20 protein-coding genes are annotated in these 22,926 nt (G+C 70.9%); 9 read left to right on the top strand and 11 right to left on the bottom strand.

What is annotated here, in order from left to right:
* Positions 1 to 40: 40 nt before the first annotated feature.
* On the bottom strand, positions 41 to 1,030 hold the full coding sequence (locus ACIQAK_RS13120; RefSeq protein ID WP_366390402.1) for an aldo/keto reductase: 990 nt from the start codon (positions 1,028 to 1,030) through the stop codon (positions 41 to 43).
* A gap of 96 nt (positions 1,031 to 1,126) precedes the next feature.
* A complete protein-coding gene (locus tag ACIQAK_RS13115; RefSeq protein WP_366390401.1) occupies positions 1,127 to 1,615 on the bottom strand; it encodes a MarR family transcriptional regulator in 489 nt (162 codons plus the stop codon).
* Positions 1,616 to 1,796: 181 nt separating this feature from the next.
* Between ACIQAK_RS13115 and ACIQAK_RS13110 the strand changes: the two genes are divergently transcribed.
* Positions 1,797 to 2,873: an EamA family transporter gene (locus ACIQAK_RS13110; RefSeq protein WP_366390400.1), complete on the top strand. Its 1,077-nt coding sequence runs from the start codon at positions 1,797 to 1,799 to the stop codon at positions 2,871 to 2,873.
* An 89-nt stretch (positions 2,874 to 2,962) separates the two neighbouring features.
* On the top strand, positions 2,963 to 3,544 hold the full coding sequence (locus tag ACIQAK_RS13105; protein ID WP_366390399.1) for a Uma2 family endonuclease: 582 nt from the start codon (positions 2,963 to 2,965) through the stop codon (positions 3,542 to 3,544).
* A gap of 57 nt (positions 3,545 to 3,601) precedes the next feature.
* On the opposite strand, the gene ACIQAK_RS13100 is transcribed toward ACIQAK_RS13105, so the two are convergent.
* Both ACIQAK_RS13100 and ACIQAK_RS13095 read right to left on the bottom strand, forming a co-directional pair.
* Positions 3,602 to 4,936, bottom strand: a complete 1,335-nt coding sequence (locus ACIQAK_RS13100; RefSeq protein WP_366390398.1) for an MFS transporter — start codon at positions 4,934 to 4,936, stop codon at positions 3,602 to 3,604.
* 173 nt (positions 4,937 to 5,109) lie between these two features.
* Positions 5,110 to 5,550 carry a MarR family transcriptional regulator gene (locus ACIQAK_RS13095; RefSeq protein WP_366390397.1) on the bottom strand — a complete coding sequence of 147 codons (441 nt, stop codon included), beginning with the start codon at positions 5,548 to 5,550 and terminating at the stop codon, positions 5,110 to 5,112.
* Between the two features lie 134 nt (positions 5,551 to 5,684).
* On the opposite strand from ACIQAK_RS13095, the gene ACIQAK_RS13090 reads away from it, so the two are divergent.
* Complete coding sequence (locus ACIQAK_RS13090) at positions 5,685 to 5,894, top strand: hypothetical protein (protein ID WP_366390396.1); 210 nt, start codon at positions 5,685 to 5,687, stop codon at positions 5,892 to 5,894.
* Here the strand turns inward: ACIQAK_RS13090 and ACIQAK_RS13085 are convergent.
* Positions 5,887 to 7,341, bottom strand: coding sequence for an NCS2 family permease (locus tag ACIQAK_RS13085; RefSeq protein ID WP_366390395.1), 1,455 nt, complete (start codon positions 7,339 to 7,341; stop codon positions 5,887 to 5,889). The genes ACIQAK_RS13090 and ACIQAK_RS13085 overlap by 8 nt on opposite strands.
* Before the next feature lie 198 nt (positions 7,342 to 7,539).
* Between ACIQAK_RS13085 and ACIQAK_RS13080 the strand changes: the two genes are divergently transcribed.
* Positions 7,540 to 7,872, top strand: coding sequence for a DUF2530 domain-containing protein (locus ACIQAK_RS13080; RefSeq protein WP_366390394.1), 333 nt, complete (start codon positions 7,540 to 7,542; stop codon positions 7,870 to 7,872).
* A gap of 112 nt (positions 7,873 to 7,984) precedes the next feature.
* On the top strand, positions 7,985 to 10,453 hold the full coding sequence (locus ACIQAK_RS13075) for an HAD-IC family P-type ATPase (RefSeq protein WP_366390393.1): 2,469 nt from the start codon (positions 7,985 to 7,987) through the stop codon (positions 10,451 to 10,453).
* A 108-nt stretch (positions 10,454 to 10,561) separates the two neighbouring features.
* Here ACIQAK_RS13075 and ACIQAK_RS13070 read toward each other — a convergent pair whose 3' ends face one another.
* From ACIQAK_RS13070 to ACIQAK_RS13060, 3 genes are all read right to left on the bottom strand, one after another.
* Positions 10,562 to 11,440: a calcium-binding protein gene (locus tag ACIQAK_RS13070; protein WP_366390392.1), complete on the bottom strand. Its 879-nt coding sequence runs from the start codon at positions 11,438 to 11,440 to the stop codon at positions 10,562 to 10,564.
* Positions 11,441 to 11,660: 220 nt separating this feature from the next.
* A complete protein-coding gene (locus ACIQAK_RS13065; RefSeq protein ID WP_366390578.1) occupies positions 11,661 to 14,882 on the bottom strand; it encodes a sacsin N-terminal ATP-binding-like domain-containing protein in 3,222 nt (1,073 codons plus the stop codon).
* 261 nt (positions 14,883 to 15,143) lie between these two features.
* Positions 15,144 to 16,067: a DUF3027 domain-containing protein gene (locus ACIQAK_RS13060; protein ID WP_366390391.1), complete on the bottom strand. Its 924-nt coding sequence runs from the start codon at positions 16,065 to 16,067 to the stop codon at positions 15,144 to 15,146.
* Between the two features lie 395 nt (positions 16,068 to 16,462).
* Between ACIQAK_RS13060 and ACIQAK_RS13055 the strand changes: the two genes are divergently transcribed.
* Genes ACIQAK_RS13055 through ACIQAK_RS13040 form a run of 4 tightly spaced genes read left to right on the top strand, consistent with a single transcriptional unit; the run spans position 16,463 to position 20,020 of the window.
* Positions 16,463 to 17,914 carry an MFS transporter gene (locus ACIQAK_RS13055; protein WP_366390390.1) on the top strand — a complete coding sequence of 484 codons (1,452 nt, stop codon included), beginning with the start codon at positions 16,463 to 16,465 and terminating at the stop codon, positions 17,912 to 17,914.
* A gap of 27 nt (positions 17,915 to 17,941) precedes the next feature.
* Entirely contained in the window at positions 17,942 to 18,421 is a 480-nt protein-coding gene (locus tag ACIQAK_RS13050) for a DUF2771 domain-containing protein (RefSeq protein WP_366390389.1), read from the top strand.
* A 41-nt stretch (positions 18,422 to 18,462) separates the two neighbouring features.
* Positions 18,463 to 19,158, top strand: a complete 696-nt coding sequence (locus tag ACIQAK_RS13045; RefSeq protein ID WP_366390388.1) for a futalosine hydrolase — start codon at positions 18,463 to 18,465, stop codon at positions 19,156 to 19,158.
* Positions 19,148 to 20,020: a 1,4-dihydroxy-6-naphthoate synthase gene (locus tag ACIQAK_RS13040; protein ID WP_366390387.1), complete on the top strand. Its 873-nt coding sequence runs from the start codon at positions 19,148 to 19,150 to the stop codon at positions 20,018 to 20,020. Before ACIQAK_RS13045 ends, ACIQAK_RS13040 begins: the two co-directional genes overlap by 11 nt.
* 247 nt (positions 20,021 to 20,267) lie before the next feature.
* Here ACIQAK_RS13040 and ACIQAK_RS13035 read toward each other — a convergent pair whose 3' ends face one another.
* The 3 genes from ACIQAK_RS13035 to ACIQAK_RS13025 all read right to left on the bottom strand — a co-directional run bounded on the left by ACIQAK_RS13035 (position 20,268) and on the right by ACIQAK_RS13025 (position 22,755).
* Complete coding sequence (locus ACIQAK_RS13035; RefSeq protein ID WP_006126557.1) at positions 20,268 to 20,651, bottom strand: cold-shock protein; 384 nt, start codon at positions 20,649 to 20,651, stop codon at positions 20,268 to 20,270.
* Positions 20,652 to 20,809: 158 nt separating this feature from the next.
* The gene (locus tag ACIQAK_RS13030) at positions 20,810 to 21,364 is read right to left on the bottom strand and encodes a recombinase family protein (protein ID WP_366390386.1); all 555 of its coding nucleotides are present in this window, start codon (positions 21,362 to 21,364) and stop codon (positions 20,810 to 20,812) included.
* Positions 21,365 to 22,113: 749 nt separating this feature from the next.
* On the bottom strand, positions 22,114 to 22,755 hold the full coding sequence (locus ACIQAK_RS13025) for a helix-turn-helix transcriptional regulator (RefSeq protein ID WP_366390385.1): 642 nt from the start codon (positions 22,753 to 22,755) through the stop codon (positions 22,114 to 22,116).
* Positions 22,756 to 22,926: the final 171 nt, after the last annotated feature.

The raw sequence follows: 22,926 nt of genomic DNA, 5'->3' as shown, positions 1-22,926 counted from the left end.
CTCCGGAGAGCGGCGGCCGCAGGACCCGCTCCGGCTCACCTCACCAGGCGAAGGCCTCCGGCGACGGGCCCGGGCCGGGGAAGATCTCGTCCAGGCCGGTGAGTACGGCCTCGGGGAGTTCCAGCTCCAGCGCGCGCAGGGCGCTGTCCAGCTGTTCGGCGGTGCGCGGGCCGACGATCGGGCCGGTGACGCCGGGGCGGGTCAGCAGCCAGGCCAGGGCCGCCTCGCCGGGCTCCAGGCCGTGCTTCTCCAGCAGGTCCTCGTACGCCTGGACCTGGGCGCGGACCGTGCTGCTGGCCAGCGATTCGGCCGAGCGGCCCGAGGCGCGGCGGCCGTCCTTGGCCTCCTTCTTGATGACCCCGCCCAGCAGACCGCCGTGCAGCGGCGACCAGGGGATGACTCCGAGGCCGTACTCCTGCGCGGCCGGGATGACCTCCATCTCGGCGCGGCGCTCGGCGAGGTTGTAGATGCACTGCTCGCTGACCAGGCCGAGCGAACCGCGCCGGGCCGCCTGCTCGTTGGCCTGGGCGATCTTGTAGCCGGGGAAGTTCGAGGAACCCGCGTACAGGATCTTGCCCTGTTGGACCAGGACGTCGATCGCCTGCCAGATCTCCTCGAACGGGGTGTCCCGGTCGACGTGGTGGAACTGGTAGACGTCGATGTGGTCCGTCTGGAGCCGCTTGAGCGAGGCGTCGACCGCGCGCCGGATGTTCACGGCGGAGAGCTTGTCGTGGTTGGGCCAGGCATCGCCCTCGGGGGCCATGTTCGCGTACATCTTGGTGGCCAGGACCACCTTGTCGCGGCGGCCGCCGCCCTGGGCGAACCAGGTGCCGAGGATCTCCTCGGTGCGCCCCTTGTTCTCACCCCAGCCGTAGACATTGGCGGTGTCGAAGAAGTTCAGGCCCGCGCCGAGCGCGGAGTCCATGATCGCGTGGCTGTCCGACTCGTTGGTCTGCGGGCCGAAGTTCATCGTCCCGAGGACGAGTCGGCTGACCTTGAGTCCGGTGCGTCCGAGCTGTGTGTACTTCATGACGCCCCAGCCAACTCCTTCGAGTCCACTCCAGGCAAGCGCGCGCCCCGGACACGTCGGCCGAGCGCGTCGGCCGAGGGCGTGGGAAGCCGGCCTTCAGCGGCCGCCCTCCAGCGTGACCACCAGCGTGCGCAGCAGCCGGTTCAGCTCCTCGCAGTCCTCCGCGTCCAGCGCGGCGAGCATCCTGCGCTCGTTGCGCACATGGCCCTCGACGGTGCCGTCGACGAGCGTCCGTCCGGCGTCGGTGAGCGTGACATGCAGGCTGCGCCGGTCACCGGGCACGGCTCCCCGGGCCACCAGGCCACGGGCGGCCAGCCGATCGATCCGGTTGGTCAGCGCGGCGGAGCTGACCATGACGTTCGCGGCGAGCTCCTTGGGGGTGAGCGGGCGGTCGCTGCGGCGGAGGGTGGCGAGGACGTCGAACTCCCAGCGCTCCAGGCCGTGTTCGGCGAAGTAGCTGCTGACCTCCTTGCTCACGAGCCGGGTCAGCCGCAGGAGCCTGCCCACCGCGCCCATGGCCTCCAGATCCAGGTCCGACCGCAGGGCGGCCCACTGGTCCAGGAAGTCGTCCACCGAGTCGCGCATGTACGCCCCACCTCGTCCCATCGCCGTTCACCGCCCGGCCTCATCCCCACCGGAGACTTCCCCACCGGATACTTCCACATCGAACTGTTTGACGTCAGCCTACTCCCTGCCCTACTTTTCTGTTCCACGGGAGATAGTTCGACGTCGAATGATTCCCCGCCAACACCTCCAGGAGCCCGCCATGGCCGACCGGCACCGCTCGGTCAGGATCTCCCTCCTCACCGCCCTCGCCCCCGCCGTCTGGGGCTCCACCTACCTGGTCACCACGGAGTTCCTGCCGCCCGACCGGCCGCTGCTCGCCTCCACCGTGCGCGCCCTGCCCGCCGGGCTGATCCTGCTCCTGGTGACCCGCGTCCTGCCCCAGGGCATCTGGTGGGTGCGGGCGACCGTGCTCGGCGTCCTGAACATCGGCGCCTTCTTCTACTTCCTCTTCCTCGCCGCCTACCACCTGCCGGGCGGGGTGGCGGCCCTCGTCATGACCGTCCAGCCGATGATCGTGCTGCTGCTCGGCCCGCTCCTGCTCGGCGCCCGCATACGCCCCCTGCACATCGGCGCCTGCGCACTCGCCGCCACGGGGGTCGCGCTGCTGGTCCTCCAGCCGCAGGCCGGCCTGGACGGCGTCGGTGTCCTCGCCGGACTGCTGGGAGCCGTGTGCATGGCGTCGGGCATCGTGCTCACCAAGCGCTGGGGACGCCCCGAAGGGGTCCCGCTGCTGGCCTTCACCGGGTGGCAGCTCACCGTCGGCGGCCTGGCACTGCTCCCCGTCACCCTGCTCGGCGAACCCCTCCCGGACCGCCTGACCTGGACCAACGTCGGCGGCTTCGCCTACCTGGGCATCATCGGGGCGCTGCTCGCGTACGTCGTGTGGTTCAACGGCATAGCGCGGCTGCCGGCGCTGGCGGCCTCGTTCCTGTCGTTCGCCTCGCCCCTGTGCGCCACGGTCCTGGGCTACCTCTTCATGGGGCAGACCCTGGGACCGCTCCAGCTGCTGGGCGCGGCGGGGGTCGTCGGCGCGGTGGTGCTGGCTCAGCGCGGCGAGGGGGCGCCGCCCACCACGCCGGACACGCCCACCGCACCGGGTAGGCCGCCCGCCTCAGCCGCCGAAGGCGGCCGCCACGGCGACGACGACGAACATGAGCACGAGCACGGCCGCCATGATGCGGTTTCTGGTCTTCGGGTCCACCCTTCGAGCCTAACCGCACCGCCCACCGGCCCCGCGCCCAGGCCCGTACCACCTCCCGGGCCCGGGTCGGCGTAAGCAAGTCCGGGCGTGTCCTGATGCCCAGGCCTATCGTTGTCCTACGCGGCTGCCCGCACGCCCGTGCGGTAGCGGGGAGGAGCGGCACGATGACCGTCGTAGACACCGACAGGATCGACATGGCCGACATCAGCGACGAGCTGACTCTGGACGAGATGTTCGAGTGGCTTGAGCCCACCCCCGAGGGATTCAAGGTCGAGATCGTCGAGGGGACCGTCCATATGTCGCCGCAGCGGGACACGCACTGGCGCATCATTCTGGCCATCATCAAGCAGCTGCTGCCCCGATTCGCCGAGGACCGGCTGCTTTCGGACGTACGCATCGACTTCGGCGAAGGCAACGGCTTCGCCCCCGACATCGTGAAGCTCTTCGACCAGGCGGCCAAGGACAGCCGCGGACGCTGGCTCCCCGAGCACATCGAGTTCGTCGGCGAGGTCATCTCCAAGGGAACGGCCGCGGCCGACTACGGGCCCAAGAAGGACGCCTACGCGACCGCCGGCGTCCCCGCGTTCCTCATCGTCGACCCGTACGTGGGTCGCTGCCTCCTCCACTCGGAGCCGAAGGACGGCGACTACCACAAGAAGCTCGTCGTCGACTTCGGCCTCGACGTCGATCTCACCGGCACCTCGATGGACCTGGTCCTGAAGACCGACGCCTTCCCCCGCGACTGACCCACAACGACGGAAACCGCCCCCTCCCGGACCGGGAGGGGGCGGTTTCCGGGTGTCCTACGCAGCCGTCGCCAGCTGCTCGCGTGGTACGAAGCGCACGCGCGGGCGGCCCGGGCGGAGGTCCACCTTCAGGCGCAGGCCGCCGACGCGGGCGAGGGCGAAGCCGACGGCCAGGGCGGCGATCACGGAGATCGCACCGCCGGACGCGAAGCCGACGCGGGCGCCGTACGTGTCGCTGATCCAGCCGACGATCGGGGCGCCCACCGGCGTACCCCCGGCGAAGACCATCATGTACAGGCTCATCACCCGGCCCCGCATCCCGGGGTCGGCGGCCATCTGCACGCTGGTGTTCGCGGTGATGTTCGTCGTCAGGCCGAGCATGCCGATCGGGACCAGCAGGATCGAGAACAGCCAGACCGACGGGGACAGCGAGGCGGCGATCTCCAGCAGCCCGAACGCCGTGCCCGCCGCCACCAGCATCCGCAGCCGCGTGGAGCGGCGGCGGGCCGAGAGCAGTGCGCCGGCCAGCGAACCGGCGGCCATCAGGATGTTGAAGAACGAGTACATCCCGGCGCCGCCGTCGAAGACCCCGTCGGCGAAGGCGGTGAGCCAGATCGGGAAGTTGAAGCCGAACGTGCCGACGAAGCCGACCAGGACGATCGGCCAGACCAGCTCGGGGCGCCCGCGGACGTACCGCAGCCCTTCCCGCAGCTGCCCCTTGGCGCGGGGCACCCGCACCGAGGCGTGCAGTTCGCTCGTCCGCATCATCAGCAGGCCGACGAGCGGGGCCAGGAAGGAGAGACCGTTGAGCAGGAACGCCCAGCCGCTGCCGACCGTGGTGATCAGGACACCCGCGACGGCGGGGCCGATGAGCCGGGCGGACTGGAAGTTCGCCGAGTTCAGGCTGACCGCGTTGCGGAGCTGCGCGGGGCCGACCATCTCGGAGACGAACGACTGGCGGGCCGGGTTGTCGACGACGGTCACCATGCCGAGGAGGAAGGCGACCAGATAGACGTGCCAGACCTCGATGGCGCCGGACAGGGTCAGGACGGCCAGCGCGATACCGCACAGGCCGAGCATGGCCTGGCTGACGAGCAGGATCCGCCGCTTCGGGAGGCGGTCGGCGATGACACCGCCGTACAGGCCGAAGAGCAGCATGGGAAGGAACTGGAGGGCCGTGGTGATGCCCACGGCCGTCGCGGAACCCGTCAGGCTCAGCACGAGCCAGTCCTGCGTGATGCGGGACATCCAGGTACCGGTGTTGGAGATCACGGCGCCCGTGGCGAACAGGCGGTAGTTACGGATCTTCAGCGACGAGAAGGTCCCGCCGGTCTTGCTCTCGTGGGTGGAAGTCGGTGCGGGGGCGGAGTCTGCTCCGGATCCCGTACTCAAAAGGGTTCATCTCCTCATACGTCTGCGGCGTGCGGTCCGACGAGGACGTGACGACGGGCGCTCCGGCGGTGATCGTCCGGGGCCGGCGGTGTGCCGGTACCGGCTGATCGTCTTCCCCGTACCGGTGGTCCCATCCGGTACGGGTCAGGCATCACGCCGGTGCGCCTGCGGGGTCACAGGTGGGCGAGCTTCTCCAGCACGGGCGCGGCGGCCCGCAGCGTCTCCCACTCGTCCTCGTCCAGGCCCTCGGCGAGGTGGGCCAGCCAGGCGTTCCGCTTGGTGCGGCTCTCCGCGAGCATGGCCTCGGCCTGCTCGGTCTGGCTGACCATCTTCTGCCGACGGTCATCGGGGTGCGGTTCCAGCCTGACGAGTCCCTTCGCTTCCAGCAGCGCGACGATGCGGGTCATCGACGGGGGCTGCACGTGCTCCTTGCGGGCCAGCTCGCCGGGGGTGGCCGAGCCGCAGCGGGCCAGGGTGCCGAGCACCGACATCTCGGTGGGGCTCAGCGATTCGTCGACGCGTTGGTGCTTCAGGCGCCGGCCCAGCAGCATCACGGCTGAGCGGAGGGAGCTCACGGCGGCGGCACTGGCACCGTCGTGGATCAGGTCAGGCATGTTTGTTAGCGTAACTCATTACCCAACCTAAATACCACCCGGTGGTACGCGCGCGAGAAACCGATCACCCGAACGAGTGAGACCGCGGCGGAAAGTGACGCGAAAAGCGCCCCCGGGCGGCGACCCTGCTTGGCATGGGATCGACAGTGCTCAGCCTGCGGATAGACGGTGAGCTGCTCGACCGGCTCCGGCAGCACGCCGCCAAACGCGGAATGAGCGTCCAGGACTACGTGGTCCGGACGCTCATCCGCGACGACTTCGACGAGCGCTTCAAGGCGGCCGTCGACGAGACGGAGAAGTTCTACGGCGACTCCAGGAGGAGCGTGACGCCACCGGTCACGTGAGGCCGAGGGCCGGCATCGCGTAGGAGAAGACGAAGACCGCCGACACCACGTACATCGCGATCGGGACCTCACGGCCCCGGCCCGCCGCCAGCCGCAGCACGGAGAAGGCGATGAAGCCGATGCCGATGCCGTTGGTGATCGAGTACGTGAACGGCATCATCACCATCGCCAGGAACGCCGGGATCGCGAGCGTGTGGTCGCTCCAGTCGATGTCCCGTACCGAGCCCGCGATGATCAGGAAGCCGACCGCCAGCAGGGCGGGCGTGGCCGCCTGCGACGGGACCATGGTCGCCAGCGGTGTGAGGAACAGCGCCACCGAGAAGAGCAGACCGGTCACCACGCTCGCCAGTCCGGTGCGGGCGCCCTCTCCGACGCCCGCGGTGGACTCCACGAAGCAGGTGGTGGCGGAGGAGGAGCTCGCGCCGCCCGCGGCGACCGCGATGCCGTCCACGAGCAGCACCTTGTTGATGCCGGGGAAGTTCCCCTCCTGGTCCATCAGCTTCGCCTCGTCGCCGACGCCGAGGATCGTGCCCATCGCGTCGAAGAAGCAGGACAGCAGCACGGTGAAGACGAAGAGGACGCCGGTCAGCAGACCGACCTTCCCGAAGCCCCCGAAGAGGCTGACCTCACCGAGCAGCCCGAAGTCCGGCGCGGAGACGGGGTTCCCCGGCCACGCGGGCGCCGTCAGACCCCAGGAACCCTCCGGCAGACCCGCCACCGCGTCGATGATCACGGCGACGACCGTCATGGTGATGATCGAGATGAGGATCGCGCCGGGCACCTTGCGCACGATCAGCGCCAGCGTGAGCAGCGCCCCCAGCACGAAGACGAGGACCGGCCAGCCGGTGAGGTGGCCGTCGCCGCCGAGCTGGAGCGGCACGGTGGTGAGGGCGGCGTCCGGGATGCGCGAGACGAAGCCGGAGTCGACCAGGCCGATCAGGAGGATGAAGAAGCCGATGCCGATGGCGATGCCCTTGCGCAGGGAGCGCGGTACGGCGTTCATCACGCGCTCCCGCAGCCCGGTCGCCACCAGCAGCATGACCACGACGCCCGCGAGGACGACCATGCCCATCGCGTCGGGCCAGCTCATCCGGGGGGCGAGCTGGAGCGCGACGACGGTGTTGACGCCGAGGCCGGCCGCGAGCGCGATCGGCACGTTGCCGATGACACCCATGAGCAGCGTGGAGAAGGCGGCGGAGAGCACGGTGGCGGTGACCAGCTGACCGTTGTCGAGCTGGTGGCCGTACATGTCCTTCGCGCTGCCCAGGATGATCGGGTTGAGCACGATGATGTACGCCATGGCGAAGAACGTGGCGAATCCGCCGCGGAACTCGCGCGCGACCGTCGACCCCCGCTCGGAGATCTTGAAGAACCGGTCCAGGCTGCCCTGGGGCTGCGGAGCCGTGGGCTGCGGGGGGTCGACCGGAGCGGTGGCCGAGGGGGACATGGGTGACCTCAGTCGTACGTAGGGGTAAGGAGGGCGGCGTTACCGACGATCGACATTGGATGTTCGCACGAACAATTCGAGCCAGCCCACAGCAGATTCAGTATGAATACATAAGGCGAAGATCGCTATCTCCGCGCGTAGACCCCCGGGGCCGACCGGCCCCCGGCCCGCCGCACCGGGGCCCCATAGACTGAACGCATGGAGAAGTGGACAGCGAAGCACGAGGCGCCCGAGCCCCTGGAGGGGCCCGTCGTCTCCACCGTCGTCGGCGGCACGATCCTCTGGTTCGTCCTCTTCCTCGCCCAGCTCCCCTTCTACGGCTGGTTCGCCGACCGCGGGCACACCTGGTGGGCGTGGACCCCGCTGGCCGGCGCCGGGCTCGGACTGATCGGCATCTGGTACGTCCGCGGGCGCGACGCCGCCCTCAAGCGGCACGCGGCCCGGGCCGAGGCCAAGGACGCCGCCGGGGCCGAGGCGGCGAACGGCGCGCTGGGCACGGGGACCGGCACCGGGACCGACCGTACGGCCTGAGCCCCAGGGGCGAGGTCACCCGTACGACCACGGGATCGCCCCGTTCATCCCCTGGTCGGATCTTCGGCCCCCCGGCGGGTGATCCGTGCCGCACGCCCGTACCGTCTAATCCATGACGCAGCGGGCACTCGACTCCTCCGGGGAGCAGACCCCCCGACCCTCCCGGCCGGGCATGATCGACGCGGGGGCGGAGCTCGATCCCGTGCACCCCGTGGACCTGCCGCCATCGGATCACCACGCCACCGGCCTGACCACCGCCGAGGTCGCCGAGCGGGTGGCGCGGGGCGAGGTCAACGACGTACCCGTGCGGTCCTCCCGGTCGGTCACCGAGATCGTCCGCGCCAACGTCCTCACCCGGTTCAACCTGATCATCGGCGTGCTCTGGGTGATCATGCTGTTCGTCGCGCCGATCCAGGACAGCCTCTTCGGCTTCGTGATCGTCGCCAACACCGGCATCGGGATCGTCCAGGAGTGGCGGGCCAAGAAGACCCTGGACAGCCTCGCGGTGATCGGCGAGGCGAGGCCGACCGTGCGGCGCGACGGGCGGGCCGCCGAGATCCCCACCCACGAGATCGTCCTCGGCGACGTGGTGGAGCTCGGCCCCGGCGACAAGGTGGTCGTGGACGGCACGGTCGCCGAGGCCGACAGCCTGGAGATCGACGAGTCGCTGCTGACCGGTGAGGCCGACCCGGTCATCAAGCGGGCCGGCGACCCGGTGATGTCCGGCAGCTTCGTCGTCGCGGGCGGCGGCGCCTTCACCGCGACCAAGGTGGGGCGCGAGGCGTACGCCGCCCAGCTCGCCGAGGAGGCGTCGCGCTTCACGCTCGTCCACTCCGAGCTGCGCAGCGGCATCAGCACGATTCTGAAGTACGTCACCTGGATGATGGTCCCGACGGCGATCGGGCTGATCATCAGCCAGCTCGTCGTGAAGGACACCAACTTCAAGGACTCGGTCGCCCGGACCGTCGGCGGCATCGTCCCGATGATCCCCGAGGGGCTGGTCCTGCTGACCTCGGTGGCCTTCGCCATCGGCGTCGTACGCCTGGGCCGCAAGCAGTGCCTGGTGCAGGAGCTGCCCGCCATCGAAGGGCTCGCCCGGGTCGACGTGGTCTGCCTGGACAAGACCGGCACCCTCACCGAGGGCGGCATGGACATCACCGAGGTCCGGCCGCTGGGCGGGAGCGACGAGGCGTACGTGCACCAGGTGCTGCGCTCCCTCGGCTCCTCCGACCCCCGCCCCAACGCCAGCCTCCAGGCCATCATCGACGCGTACCCGGCGGGCGAGGGGGCCGGCTGGACGGTCACCGGCGCGATGCCGTTCTCCTCCGCCCGCAAGTACAGCGGCGCCGCGTTCCAGGAGGGCGACGGGACCCCCTCCGCCTGGCTGCTCGGCGCCCCCGACGTGCTGCTCCCGGACGACGACGAGACGCTCACCGAGATCGAGCACCTCAACGAGCAGGGCCTGCGGGTGCTGCTGCTGGCGCGGGTACAGGGCGAGCTCGACGCGCCCGGTGCGGCCGACGGGGCCGTGCCCACCGCCCTGGTCGTCCTGGAGCAGCGGCTGCGGCCGGACGCCGAGGAGACGCTCGCCTACTTCGCCGACCAGAACGTGGCCGCCAAGGTCATCTCCGGCGACAACGCGGTGTCGGTCGGCGCGGTGGCCGGGAAGCTGGGCCTGGCGGGCGCGGAGAACACCCTCGACGCCCGCCAGATGCCCACCGCCCCGGACGAGATGGCCACGGCCATGGAACGACACGCCGTCTTCGGCCGGGTCACCCCGCAGCAGAAGCGGGACATGGTGGCCGCCCTCCAGTCGCGCGGCCACACGGTGGCGATGACGGGCGACGGCGTCAACGACGTGCTGGCCCTCAAGGACTCCGACATCGGGGTCTCGATGGGCTCCGGCTCCGAGGCGACGCGGGCCGTGGCGCAGATCGTGCTGCTGAACAACAGCTTCGCGACGCTTCCCTCGGTGGTCGCCGAGGGCCGCCGGGTGATCGGCAACATCACCCGGGTCGCCACGCTCTTCCTGACCAAGACCGTGTACTCGGTGCTGCTGGCTATCCTGGTGGTCTGCTTCCAGGTGGAGTACCCGTTCCTGCCCAGGCACCTGACGCTGCTGTCCACGCTGACCATCGGCGTCCCGGCGTTCTTCCTGGCCCTCGCGCCGAACAAGGAGCGCGCCCGGCCCCACTTCGTACGCCGGGTCATGCGGTACGCGATCCCCTCGGGCGCCATCGCGGCGGCGGCCACCTTCACCACGTACCTGGTGGCCCGCCACCACTACGCCGGCGCGGGCGCGCTGGAGGCCGAGACGAGCGCGGCGACGCTGACGCTGTTCCTGGTCTCCATGTGGGTCCTGGCGATCATCGCCCGCCCGTACACCTGGTGGCGCGTCGGCCTGGTGGCGGCGATGGGGCTCGGCTTCCTCATCGTGCTCGTGGTGCCGTGGCTCCAGGACTTCTTCGCCCTGAAGCTGGTCGGGACGACCATGCCGTGGACGGCGGTCGGCATCGCGGTGGCGGCGGCCGCCCTGCTGGAGTTCAGCTGGCGGTGGGTGGGCCGGCGCTTCGGAGCGTAGGACGACGGCAGGCGAAGGGCCCCCGGGAGGCGATCCTCCCGGGGGCCCTTCGATGAACGAGGGCAGCTACCGCGACTGCACGGACTGCTTCCCGTACCGCTTGGCGTGCTACTTCACGTCGAGGAAGTCACCGGCGGCCGAGACGGCCGGGGTGGTCGACGTGCCGGCGAAGTTGTAGCGCCAGTAGCCGTCCGTGGAGGCCTTCACCGTGGTCTTGAGGGTACCGGTGGAGCTGGTCTTGACGGTCTTGACCGTCGTGTAGCTCTTGGCGCCCTTCTTCTTGAACTGGAGCTTCACGGGCTGGGCCGCGTAGCCCTTGTACGTGCCGGTGTCCCAGTTGGCGCGCGTGAGCTTGCCGGTGACCGTGATGGTCTTGCCCTTCTTCACGGGCTCCGGGGAGGCGTTCACCGTCAGCTTGGAGAGGCGCTGGACGCGGGTCTTGGCGGCCTTGTCGTTCCAGATGAAGTCGTCCTCGCTGCCGGTGGCGGCGAGCGCCCCGGCGGCGACGTTCCAGGAGCCCGCCTGGCTGGTGTAGAGCGCCTCGGTCCTGGGGTCGACCGTGATCGAGACCGTGCAGGTGGAGGTGGTCGCGCTGGCCGACACCTTGCAGTCGCCGGTCTCCTGCGTGGGCACGATCATGCCGTCGACCTCGTCGATGTGGCCGTGCCACAGGAAGGCGTACGCGTCGGCGATGCCGGACGGCGACGAGGCGGTGACCGAGATGGTGAACTTCTTCTTGGACGTCGCACCCACCACGACGTCCTTGCCGCCGTTGACGACGACCTTCTTGATGACGGGCCGCTCAGCCGCCCGGGCGGTACGGGCCTTGGCCGCCGGCGCTCCGGCGGCCTCCGCGCCGAACACCTCGGCGCCGGACGGCAGGTTGATACCGGCGCTCGGCTTCTCATCGGCCTGAACGGCCGGCACTGCCAGAGCGGAGAGGGCCAGGGCGCCGGAAACGGCAGCCACGGTGGCACGAATACGCATGTGTTTTCCCCAAGTGGAGAAGGGGTCCCGGGGCATGTCGTCCGCCCGGCGGGACCCATCTGGTCCAGAGCCTGTTGGCTCGCAAGATCAGACGGACGATGCGCGTGAATGGTTGTACGACTTTATGACTTTCCTGTGTGCGGAGTGACCTGGTGCCGACACCAAGTGCCGGTCCAGTCGTTGCGGTACATCGGGTCGCCCCTCCCGGTCCGCTTCCCGTTCAGTCGAACCAGCGGTTCCGCGCCAGCTCCTCCGTGCGCGACGGGTCCTCCAGCAGGGCCGCGACCTCGAAGCGGCGCGGCCACTGGCCCGCCGCCCAGGCCAGGCCGGCCGCGACGCCCTCCAGGGTGGCGGCGTGCACGACGCCGTCCCGGGTCCGGCGCCAGTCCAGCTCGACGCCGCCCGCGCGGAGTTCGGGGTGCTCGACGTACGTGTCCGGGGTGGCGGGGCCGAGCAGGACGCGGACCGCGTCCGGTACGCGGTGCTCCTCGCCCTCACTGGTGACGCCCGCCTCGATCGTCTCGCCGAGCCGCCGCACCTGGAGGAGGTCGGCCAGTTCGGCGGCCCGGGCGGGGGCGACCGGGAGCAGGGGCAGCCCCTCCGTCAGCGGCAGCACGTCCGGGGCGTCCGCGATCACGGCGTCCGCCGCGTCGACCACCGCCACCTCCCCGTCCACCACCGCCCGCAGCTCGTCCGGCAACGTCACCTGGTCCGGGTCGAGTTCGGCGAGGGCCGTGTAGAGGGCGTGCAGCTGTACGGGGGTGACGGGGCGGTCCTCGTCGGCGAGCCGGCCCAGCAGCTCGGCCGCGCCGCCCGGCTCGTCCAGCAGAGCCGCGACCGAGGTGCGCACCCCGAGGGCCCGCAGCACCTGGGCGTCGTCGAACCCGGTGGCGTCCACCGCGTCGTACAGCCCGGCCAGCCGCGGGTCCCCGCCCGCCGCGCGCAGTCCGGCGGGGCGGCGGCCGTCCAGTACCGGGTGGTCGCGCAGCCACCACGCGGTGTACGGGCGCACCGACCGCGTCGTCCCGTCCGGCAGCAGCACCCGCACCGGCTGCGTCAGCGCGTCGCGCAGCGGGGGCCGGGCCAGCATCGCTAGCACCTGCGGCCAGGCGTCGTCGTCCACCAGGTCCAGATCACGTACGGCGACGATCTCGGTGGCGACCGGCGGCACCGGGGTCTCGGGCAGCTGGTCGAGCAGGTCCTCGCACCACACGTCGACGGCGTCCAGCAGCCCGGCGTCGTCCGGTTCGGCGAAGTCGCCGTCGCGGGGCTCCAGTTCGTCCGGGTCCAGGACGACGTCGGTGGCGCGGACCAGGGCGAAGGTGGCGAGCACCCCGCAGGCGGTCAGCGGCGCCTCACCCCAGCGGTCGGCCAGCTCCTCGTCCACGAGCGCCAGTTCCCCCTCACGCATGATCTGGGCGAACGGGCTTCCCGGGAGGACGAGTTCACCGGCCGGAGCCGGTTCGCCGTCCTCGTCGGGGAGGGCCAGCGCCCCGAGCCAGGGTTCGTCGCCGGGGGCCAGTTCGGCGTCCCGGACGAGGGTGAGGACGGTCTCGGCCAGCTCGTCGCCGTCGAGCGCCTCCTCGTCCCAGATCTCCCCCGCGTCCAGCGATCCGGCGACCGCCGCCCGCACTTGAGGGGTCGTCAGCACGGCGCGGGGCGTGGCGGGCAGGGCGCCGAGCTTCTCCAGCAGCGGGTGGGTGGCGTCCGGGTGGGCGACCTTGAGGCCGAGCCGGGAGAGCCGGCCGAGCACCGGTCCGGTGAGGGCGTCCGGGAGGGGCAGCAGCACCTGGCGGGGGCCGATGGTGGTGCGCGGCGGGCGGCCCGCCCGTTCGTCCTCCGGGTCACCGGCGAGCGGGACGGGGAGGCCGGTGAGCCGGTCGGGATCGATGCCGGCGAGGCTGTCGTAGAGCCGGTGCCACCAGGCGGGGTCGCGCTCCAGACCGGCGAGGCGGTCGATGGCCTCGGTCAGGGGGACGCGGGCGACGCCGAGGGTCCGCAGCTCGGGGCGGCGCTCCAGGCCCGCGGGCAGCAGACAGGGCAGCACCTCGGCGAGGACCCGTACGGTCTCGGCCCCCACCCCCTCGACCACCTCGGCCTCCACGGGCCGCAGGGCGGTGGAGGCGGTGTCCGGCGCGCCGGAGTCCCCCGTACGGTCCCGGTCCCAGTCCTGCCAGCGGTCGTCGGCCTCGGCGGAGACGTCCCGGGGCGCGGCGGGCTCCAGGAACGCGACCCGGGGCAGCCGGGCCAGGATCGCACCGCGCAGGGCCCCGTCCAGGCCGCCCTTGCCGAGCGGCCCGGGCACCAGGCCGATGGTGCCGGTTGACACCGGCTGCCAGGCGCCCAGCAGCTCCGCGTACGCCTCGGCCGCCCGCTCCACCAGGAAGTCGGTGAGCGGCCCCGGCGCGGGGTGCCTGCGGGCGGTGTCCAGCGGCAGCGAGGCGATGAGCAGGGCGGGGACGCCGAGGGGTTCGTCGGTGGGCGTCGGGGCGTGGACGACCGGGGCCGTACGGGGGTGGAGCGGGGCGCCCGCCTCGTCGACCGGGACCGCCCAGGTCACCGACCAGTGCGGGCGCAGCCGCTCCTCGACCGGGCGGTCGGCGAGCAGGGCGGGCTCGATGGGCCCCTGGCGGAGAACGGCGCGCCAGCGGCCCAGGCCGTGCGCGGAGTCGTCGATGTGCGTGTACGGGCCGTGCTGCGAGCGGCCCAGGGTGCGCACCCCGTCCGGGGTCTCGATGACGACCTCGTCCAGGCCGGACAGGGTGAGCAGCAGCGCGTCGTCCACGGCGGCCAGCAGCCGGGCCGCCAGGTCCTCGGCGGTGCCGTCGCGCAGGGGCAGCACGACGACGGTGTCGTACCCGTCGGGTGCGGAGCCCTCGGCGGGCAGCGGGAGGCGCAGCAGCGGTACGTGGCCGTCGCGGCGGCGCAGCTCGTCGCCGAGGCCGGGAGAGCCGACGGCCGCGTTGTGGGCCAGCTCGCGCGCTTCCGCCAGGGACCAGCGCACGCCTCCGTGGCGGCCGAGCACGGCGGGCTCATCGCTGACCGCGAGGACGGCGGCGAACCCGACGCCGAACCGGCCCACGGCGGACTCGTGGCCCTCGCGCTTGGCGGAGGCCCGCAGGGTGGAGAGGGACTCGACGCCGGTGGCGTCCAGGGGGGCGCCGGTGTTGGCGGCGGCCAGCACGCAGCGTCCGTCCGGATCACCGGGGGCAGCGGGGTGCAGGGTGAGCCGGAGCTTGCCGGGGACGCCCGCGCGGGCGGCGGCGTCGGCGGCGTTCTGGGCCAGCTCGACGACGAGGCGGTCGCGGTAGCCGCCGAGCGCGAGGTCCTCCTCGGCGTTGGCGTCCTCCCGGAAGCGGGCGGGGCCCGCGCCCCAGGCGTCGAGCACGCCGCGCCGCAGCCGTGCCGTCCCGAACGGGTCGGCCCCCTCGGTCGCATTCATGCTCACGCTGTCGACTCCGTCCGCCGTGGGTGGGTGGCTGTGCCTGTGCCTGTGCCTGTGCCTGCCGCCCAGTGTGCGCCCGAAGGTACCGCGCGTGCGGCGACCGCCCCCACCCAGCCCGTCCGGCGCTTGAGGACGGAACCCTTGCCTGGTGGGCGGCAGAAGAACGGGGCCCTGGGGCGCAGCACCCCCCGCAGAGGCATCCGACACCACACCGACGGTTCCGTCCTCAAACGCCGGACGGGCTGAATGGTGACCGCCCTACGAGTGGCCCAGGTCCTCCGAGTCGCCGTCCGGCTCCGACGGCACGCAGCCGCCGCGCTCGGGGTGCAGCGCGTACTCGTCCACCCGCATCGTGTCCAGCGCATGCGCCGCCGGCTTCGGCGGCTTCGGCATCACCGCCGCCTCCGAGTGCCCCCCGCACCCGTACGCCAGCGACACCACATGCCCGTCCGCCGGGCCGAACTCGTTCGCGCACACCCCGAAGGCCTGCTTCAGCGAGCCCGCCATCGGGATCAGGAACGCGCAGCTGACACACGTCGCCGGCGCCGCCTGCGCCATCGGGGTCTTCGGGCCGAAGGCCTCGTCCCAGCGGTCCGCCGCCTCGTACAGCCCGTACCGCGACAGCACCCGCGCCCGCCGCGTACCCAGCTCCTCGGCGACCGCCGCGATGGAGCCCCGGCTGATCGCCACCGGCCGGTCCGTCAGCTCCGCGTCCTCCGCGTCGACGAGCTCGGCCAGCTCCTCGGAGACGATCGAGTTCGGCGGCGGCTCGTCCTCGCCGGTCCAGCCGGGCTCCAGGCGCAGGTCCTCCGCCTCGGTCGGCAGCAGGTCGCCCGGGCCCATGTCACCGGGGCGCAGCCGCTCGCTCCACGGCACCCACTCCGGCGCCAGGAGCGCGTCGGCCCCCGGCAGCAGCACCGTCTCGTCCAGGGTGACGTTCTTCGCGCGGGAGGCCCGCGCCACGGTCACGGCCCAGCGCCAGCCCCGGTAGCCGGGCTCCTTGGACTCGAAGTAGTGCGTGACGACGCGGTCCCCCTCGGAGACCACACCGACATGCTCACCGACCACGCCGGGCGCGGCGGCTTCCTCCGCCGCCGCGCGCGCGAGGTCTACCGCCTCGGCGCACAGGCGGTCGGGAACGGGGGTACGGGCCGTACGGCTTCGCGTCGTCGCAGCACTCACAGGTCTCGCTTCTCTCCATACGCCAGTCTCACGAGCGCGCCAGCTGCTGCACGATTGCCGTTTTCGGCCAGACAGTTGCGGGCGGAGCGGACCTGGGGGCCGCGTCGACGTCCACACCCGTTGTGCCTGCCTCGGGCGCGCCTTCTGCCACCCATTCTGCGGGATCGCGGAGAGGCGCGCGGCCAAGAACAACCGCCGGTGGCGCGTTACGCACGCTACCCTCTCCGCCGCTCCGCGCCCACCTGCCCGTCCCAAACGTGCCGTATCCGTCGCTCCGGCACCCGCCCCGGAGGCGCGCGCGGCCCCGCCCGGCCCCACTGGTCCGACAGGGCGCCACGCGCGAGTCCCCGGCCGATCACCGTTCATACCGGCCAGGGTTGGGGCACTATGACGGGGTGACTGCCGCCAGGTCGCACGACGGTCCCGGCCCGCTCCGCAGGGCGGGACGGGCGGCGGGCCGTGCCCTGCACACCCCGTTCACCGGCACGGCACGCGGTATCCGCAAGGCGACGCACGCCCACGGAGCCGGGGAATCGGGCCTCGGAAAACTCATCGAGCTGCACGCGGTGAACGGCGCGGGGGACGTCATGATCACCGTCGCCCTCGCCTCCACGGTCTTCTTCTCCGTACCGACGGACGAGGCGCGCGGGCGGGTCGCGCTCTACCTCGCCATCACCATGGCCCCCTTCACCCTGCTCGCCCCGGTGATCGGCCCGCTGCTGGACCGGCTGCCGCACGGCCGCCGGGCCGCGATGGCGGGCGCGATGCTGGCCCGCGCCCTGCTCGCGCTCACCATGTCGGGGGCGGTGGCCACCGGCGGCCTGGAGCTGTATCCGGCCGCGCTGGGCGTCCTGGTCTCGTCGAAGGCGTACGGGGTGGTGCGCAGCGCGGTCGTGCCACGGCTGCTGCCACCCAAGTTCTCCCTGGTCAAAGCCAACTCACGGGTCACCCTCGCGGGGCTGCTGGCCACGGGGGTGGCGGCCCCGATCGGGGCCGGCCTCCAGACGATCGGCTCCGCCTGGCCGCTCTACGGCGCCTGCGCGATCTTCATCGCGGGCACCTTCCTCGCCTTCACGCTGCCTCACAAGGTCGACTCCGCCAAGGGCGAGCGCCGGGCCCGCCTGATCGACCCGCAGGACCACCCCCACCTCCCCCACCGGGAGGAGCCCGTACGGCGCCCCGCCCCGAAGGCGATGCGCGGCAGGAACAACGGCGGGAACAACGGGGAGAAACCGGCCAGGGAGCGTCCGCCGGGCCTCCGCTCGGTGGGCGGATCGGTGCTCCACGGCCTCCAGGCCAACGCGGCGCACCGGGCCCTGTCGGGCTTCCTGATCTTCTTCCTGGCGTTCCTGCTGCGCGAGCACCCGATGGCGGGCCAGAGCGCGGCCGTCTCCCTCGCCATCGTCGGCGTGTCGGCGGGGACCGGCAACGCCTGCGGTACGGCGGTGGGCGCCTGGCTCCGGGCCCGCGGGCCCGAGGTGATCATCGCCACGGTGCTGGGGCTCGCCCTGGGCGCGGCGGTCCTCGCCGCGGTCTTCTTCTCCACCGCCGCGGTCGCCGTGCTCGGCGCGGTCGCCGGGTTCACCCAGGCCCTCTCCAAGCTGTCGCTGGACGCGATGATCCAGCGGGACGTCCCCGAGGAGGTCCGCACCTCCGCCTTCGCCCGGTCCGAGACCTTGCTCCAGATGGCGTGGGTGGTCGGCGGCGGCATCGGGATCGCGCTGCCGCTCAACGCGGTGCTCGGGATGTCGGTCGCCGCCGGGATTCTCACCCTCGGCGCGGCCACGTCCGTACGGGGTCTCCTGGGGGCCGCACGGCGCGGCACGCCGCACCCCCGCGTGGCGTGAACGAAGGCGACCGATAGCCTTCCGCCCATGACCGTTGCGTTCTTCTCCGGTAAGGGCCGTCGAATCGGCGTCGCTCTTGGTGCCGTGTCCGCGGGACTCCTTGTCCTGTCCGCCTGCGACAAGCCGACGCCGCTCGCCACCGTGACGGTCGGCAGCGACTCGGTGAACTCCGAGGCGGCCTGCTACAACGACGGTGAGGCGATCAAGGAGTCGCTGATCCAGGGCTGCCTCAACAAGAAGCCCGAGAAGACCCTTGAGGTGGCGATGGACGACAAGGTCCGCTTCGGCGTCGACCCCGAGATCGCCGAGAAGGGCTGGACGCTCTTCATCAACGGCCAGCAGGCCGAGCAGGAGCCGTTCAAGAAGACCTACCGGACGATCCCCGGCAGCGCCTTCTTCGCCAGCCAGACGGGCGCGCCCGCCAGCAAGACGAACGTCTCCATCGTGGAGACCAGCGGCAAGAAGCTCACCGGCATCTGGCAGTTCGAGCTCAAGAAGACGTCCTGACCCTCCGTACCCTTCCCCGCCGAGGCCCTGAGGCTCTCCCTGTGCGTGTGCTCGTCGTGACCGCTGTCCCGGTGGAACGGGACGCGGTCACGCGTGCGTTCGGGGGCGCTGACCGAACCCTCGCCGTGCCCGGGGCCGAGCTGCACCGCAGCGGCGCGTTCGACGTCCTGGCGGGCGGTGCGGGCCCGGCCGCCGCCGCGGCGGCCGCGGCCTTCGCGCTGGCGTCCGCGCCCCAGCCGTACGGGCTCGTCGTCTCGGCCGGGATCGGCGGCGGGTTCGCCCCGGCGGCCCCGCTCGGCTCGCTGGTCGTGGCGAGCGACATCGTCGCGGCGGACCTGGGCGCCGAGACCCCGGAGGGCTTCCTGCCCGTCACCGCGCTCGGTTTCGGCCGGGACCGCTTCGTCACCCCGCCCGCGCTGGTACGGGAGGTGGCGGCGGCCACCGGCGCCGCTCCCGGCCCCGTCCTCACCGTCTCCACCGTGACCGGCACCGCCGCCCGCACCGCCGCCCTGCTCGCCGCGCACCCGGGTGCGCTGGCCGAGGCGATGGAGGGGTTCGGGGTCGCGGAGGCGGCGGAGCGGGCCGGGGTACCCGTACTGGAGCTGCGGGCGGTCTCCAACACCGTCGGCCCCCGCGACCGGGAAACCTGGCGCATCGGCGACGCGCTGGCGGCGCTCACGGAGGCGTTCGGGAAGACGGCACCCGTACTGGAAGGTTGGCACCGCCATGACCACTGACGCGCACCCGGGCCCGGCCGAGAAGGCGATCGAGATCGCCTTCTCGCCCTGCCCCAACGACACGTTCGTCTTCGACGCCTGGGCCCACGGCAGGGTCCCCGGGGCGCCCGCGCTGGACGTGACCTTCGCGGACATCGACCTCACCAACGGCATGGCCGAGCGCGGCGAGCTGGACGTCCTGAAGGTGTCGTACGCGGTCCTGCCGTGGGTCCTGGACGAGTACGCGCTCCTGCCTTGCGGCGGCGCGCTGGGCCGGGGCTGCGGCCCGCTGGTCCTCACCAAGGAGCTGGGCCTCGACCTCACCGGCCGCACGGTCGCGGTGCCGAGCGAGCGCTCGACGGCGTACCTGCTGTTCCGGCTCTGGGCGGCGGAGCGGGTCCCGGGCGGGGTCGGCGAGGTCGTCGTCATGCCGTTCGACGAGATCATGCCGGCCGTGCGGGACGGCAAGGTGGACGCCGGTCTCGTCATCCACGAGGCCCGCTTCACGTACCGGAACTTCGGGCTCCACAACCTCGCCGACATGGGACGCCACTGGGAGGACACCACCGGCCTGCCGATCCCGCTCGGCGCGATCATCGCCAGGCGCTCCCTCGGCGAGGAGACGCTGCGCCGCCTGGCCGACGCGATCCGCAGCTCGGTCCGGATGGCCTGGGACGACCCGCAGGCCTCGCGCCCGTACGTCCAGGAGCACGCCCAGGAGATGGACCCGGCCGTCGCGGACCAGCACATCGGCCTCTACGTGAACGAGTTCACCGCCGACCTCGGCGAGGACGGCTACGCGGCGGTCCGCGGCCTGCTCACCCGCGCCGCGGCCGAGGGACTCGTACCGCCCCTGGCCCCGGACGCGCTGGCGTTCCCTTGAGCGACCGACATCGTGGTAGGCGGCTCGTCCCGACGACACCGAAATGATCAAGGAAGATCCGGCGCCAGGGCACCCTGAGCCACGGGCTGGTCATCGGGCAGGACCACGTCGTCGTGCACCGATCCTGGCCCAGGGGAGCGGGAGGCCGAGTACACGCCGGCCGAGCCGCGGATGCTGGTCGGGACCCTTGCGGAGGTGCTGAGGATCTCGCCCTTCGAACACAGTCCTCAGCACCCCGGCGACGCGTCTACACGTCCAGCTGGTCCGCGACGGCTCGCAGCAGGCCCGCGATCTTGGCGCCGGCGGCCTTGTCCGGGTAGCGGCCACGTTCCAGCTGGGGCGTGATGTTCTCCAGGACCGTCGTCAGGTCCTGCACGATCGACGCCAGCTCGTCCGGCTTGCGGCGCTGGGCGGCCGCGACGGACGGGGTGGGGTCGAGGACCACGACGGACAGGGCCTGGTCGCCGCGCTGGCCCGCGACCACGCCGAATTCCACACGCTGGCCGGGCTTGAGTGCGTCGACCCCGGCAGGGAGTACCGACGAGTGCACGAAGACGTCGCCGCCGTCGTCGCGGGAGAGAAAGCCGAAGCCCTTCTCGCTGTTGAACCACTTGACCTTGCCAGTCGGCAAAGCACACACTCCCTCGATCCGTCCTGGCATGCCAAGACGCCCTGACCTTCCGACGAAACACCTTACCGGGGGTCTCTCCAACCCAACACGCCTTAAAACAAGGCTGAGCCCCCGCCTGTGTCGGCAGAGGCTCAAAGTGGTGGGGGAAGTGTGAGGGGCTACCCAATGTGCCGGTAGAGAGTCGCGCGGGACACTCCGAGAGCCTTGGCAATGGCGGAGACGCTTTCACCCTTGGCCTTACGAGCCTTGGCCACCGTGAGCACGTCCTCAGTGATGACGGTGGGACGCCCACCCGTGCGCCCCTGAGCCTTGGCAGCGTCCAGACCAGCACGGGTGCGCTCAACAACCATGTCTCGTTCCAGCTCAGCAAAGGCGACCATCATCGTAAAGAAGAACTTGCCTTCACCCTTGGGCGAGTAGTTACCGGCGAGAGTCCCAGTGAGGATGCGGAGCGCGATTCCACGGGCGTGCAAGTCCTCAGCAATCGTCAGTACGTCCTTAGTTGAACGGCCCAACCGGTCAAGCTTCCAGACGCAGAGGGTGTCACCTTCCCTCATGTACTCCAGCGCCGAGAGGAGACCAGGGCGCTCCGTGTTCTTCCCAGAAGCCTTGTCCTCATAGGCCTTGGAGCAACCGGCCGCACTCAGTGCGTCCTGCTGAAGCTGAGCATCTTGAGCACTGGTGCTGACTCGCTTGTATCCGATGACCGCCATTGCCGTTCCCCTCCTGGTGACCCTTGCCGACACCAGAAATGTCTCATAACTCGTCTCAAAACATCAAGGCATCGAGAGGGGTCATGAGACGGGTTTTGAACACCCCAACGGGGTCCGGGAGCCGTCCGGCCGAGCCGTCTCACAAGCCATCGTTTCCGAGACGCTACAAAGCTCGCTACAGAACTGGGACAATAGAAGACAGAGGAGAGGAGTCGGACAGATGAGACAGAGCGGAGGAGAGAGACATGGGAATGACACCCGTAAACATGCCAGCCGTTGACCGCATGGGCGACGAGACGGCCGCTCAGAGCGAGCAGGGGGCAGAGAACATCGGAGACGCCGTCCGTAAGAACCTCCACGCCCCGGAGAGCCGCTCAGCAATCTTCGGGCGACCTAACGAATTCCCTACCTGGCGTAGCCAGGGAGGGAAGAGAAGTCAGAGACAGTAATTCAGTAGACCAGGGGAAAGCCCTGACTGACACCAATACCGCCTTCGGCGGAATGGGTATCCCTGGCGTACGGCTCTGCTGCCGCATCCCCAAGCCAAGCAAGGGTTGTAGCCGTATAGGAGAGAGCCTTTGCAGGGTCGTACCGGTAATGGTGCTCTGGAGTGTCAGGGGTACCCCTGGAAGCCGACAGAGTCTGTACCCGCTCAATGGCTGAGTAGGTCTCTGCGCCGTTCCCTGGCCGTGCGTGTGCTCTTCCCTCTTGGGCAGTTGCTTGAATGAGTCCAGAGGAACCAGCGGGAGCTATCCCCTGAGCCGCACGGGAGAGGTCAACAGCCTGGACGTAATCCCCATCGGTGAGCAGTCGCCAAGCCTCAGTCTCGAAGCACCATGCCTCAATCTCAGGATGCCCGGCTTCCCTTGCAAGCGTTGCTGCTGTCTCCCCAGTCGAGCCGTAGCGGCATCGTCTTGCATGAGGTCGATATGGACCGTGGCACCCAGGAGTGAAAGCCAGCCCCCGACAACCAACAAGCGTCGGTGCTCAGACAGGGTCTTCTTACCGTCGAGCAACTTCCCCACATAGGCAGAGTGCTTACGGACCTGGCGCAAGAGGTCTTCCGGCTTGGCTTTGGGATAGGCCATGGCCAGACCGTCAGAGGCACGCTCTAGACGTTCATGGGTGGCTTTCCCTACGCCGCTTGCCTGGACGCGTCGAGCAAGCTCCCATGCGTCCATCTCATCGTCATGGGGCGCGGCGTCTTCTAGTTCGAGCGACAGGCCAAGGAACTCATTGACGGCTTGAATCAACTCGGGTGAAGGAGCCTGTTTCCCATTGAGTACGCGGCTCAGATACGCAACGTCGTAATGGAGTTCCTTTGCCGCACCTCTGAGGCTCTTCCCCTGCGCCTTGAGTGCCGTCCATACCTCAGACCCGAAGTCGACCATGGTGCAGCTCCCGTTGACTGTTGACTCTCATCCTCGTCAACGCTGGTCAACTGCCCTATGGCATCGGTGAATCGGCTGGGTGGACAGACGCGAAACCGCCCGACCCCAGGAGCCGACATGGCGCACCGTACCGCCGACCGTGGCACCGACAGCAAGCCCGAAGATTCCGCA

Source organism: Streptomyces sp. NPDC088706 (assembly GCF_044752765.1).
GTDB lineage: Bacteria > Actinomycetota > Actinomycetes > Streptomycetales > Streptomycetaceae > Streptomyces.
The sequence above is the reverse complement of the archived record's forward strand: the minus strand, read 5'-3'. Positions and strand labels throughout refer to the sequence as shown.

Excerpts from the sequence above, each read along its gene's own strand:
- ACIQAK_RS13065 (WP_366390578.1), bottom strand. The coding sequence starts at position 14,882 with ATGAATGCGACCGAGGGGGCCGACCCGTTCGGGACGGCACGGCTGCGG.
- ACIQAK_RS13075 (WP_366390393.1), top strand. The coding sequence starts at position 7,985 with ATGACGCAGCGGGCACTCGACTCCTCCGGGGAGCAGACCCCCCGACCC.
- ACIQAK_RS13110 (WP_366390400.1), top strand. The coding sequence starts at position 1,797 with ATGGCCGACCGGCACCGCTCGGTCAGGATCTCCCTCCTCACCGCCCTC.
- ACIQAK_RS13090 (WP_366390396.1), top strand. The coding sequence starts at position 5,685 with ATGGGATCGACAGTGCTCAGCCTGCGGATAGACGGTGAGCTGCTCGAC.
- ACIQAK_RS13080 (WP_366390394.1), top strand. The coding sequence starts at position 7,540 with ATGGAGAAGTGGACAGCGAAGCACGAGGCGCCCGAGCCCCTGGAGGGG.
- ACIQAK_RS13040 (WP_366390387.1), top strand. The coding sequence starts at position 19,148 with ATGACCACTGACGCGCACCCGGGCCCGGCCGAGAAGGCGATCGAGATC.
- ACIQAK_RS13085 (WP_366390395.1), bottom strand. The coding sequence starts at position 7,341 with ATGTCCCCCTCGGCCACCGCTCCGGTCGACCCCCCGCAGCCCACGGCT.
- ACIQAK_RS13030 (WP_366390386.1), bottom strand. The coding sequence starts at position 21,364 with ATGGCGGTCATCGGATACAAGCGAGTCAGCACCAGTGCTCAAGATGCT.
- ACIQAK_RS13070 (WP_366390392.1), bottom strand. The coding sequence starts at position 11,440 with ATGCGTATTCGTGCCACCGTGGCTGCCGTTTCCGGCGCCCTGGCCCTC.
- ACIQAK_RS13115 (WP_366390401.1), bottom strand. The coding sequence starts at position 1,615 with ATGCGCGACTCGGTGGACGACTTCCTGGACCAGTGGGCCGCCCTGCGG.
- ACIQAK_RS13025 (WP_366390385.1), bottom strand. The coding sequence starts at position 22,755 with ATGGTCGACTTCGGGTCTGAGGTATGGACGGCACTCAAGGCGCAGGGG.
- ACIQAK_RS13095 (WP_366390397.1), bottom strand. The coding sequence starts at position 5,550 with ATGCCTGACCTGATCCACGACGGTGCCAGTGCCGCCGCCGTGAGCTCC.
- ACIQAK_RS13120 (WP_366390402.1), bottom strand. The coding sequence starts at position 1,030 with ATGAAGTACACACAGCTCGGACGCACCGGACTCAAGGTCAGCCGACTC.
- ACIQAK_RS13105 (WP_366390399.1), top strand. The coding sequence starts at position 2,963 with ATGACCGTCGTAGACACCGACAGGATCGACATGGCCGACATCAGCGAC.
- ACIQAK_RS13050 (WP_366390389.1), top strand. The coding sequence starts at position 17,942 with ATGACCGTTGCGTTCTTCTCCGGTAAGGGCCGTCGAATCGGCGTCGCT.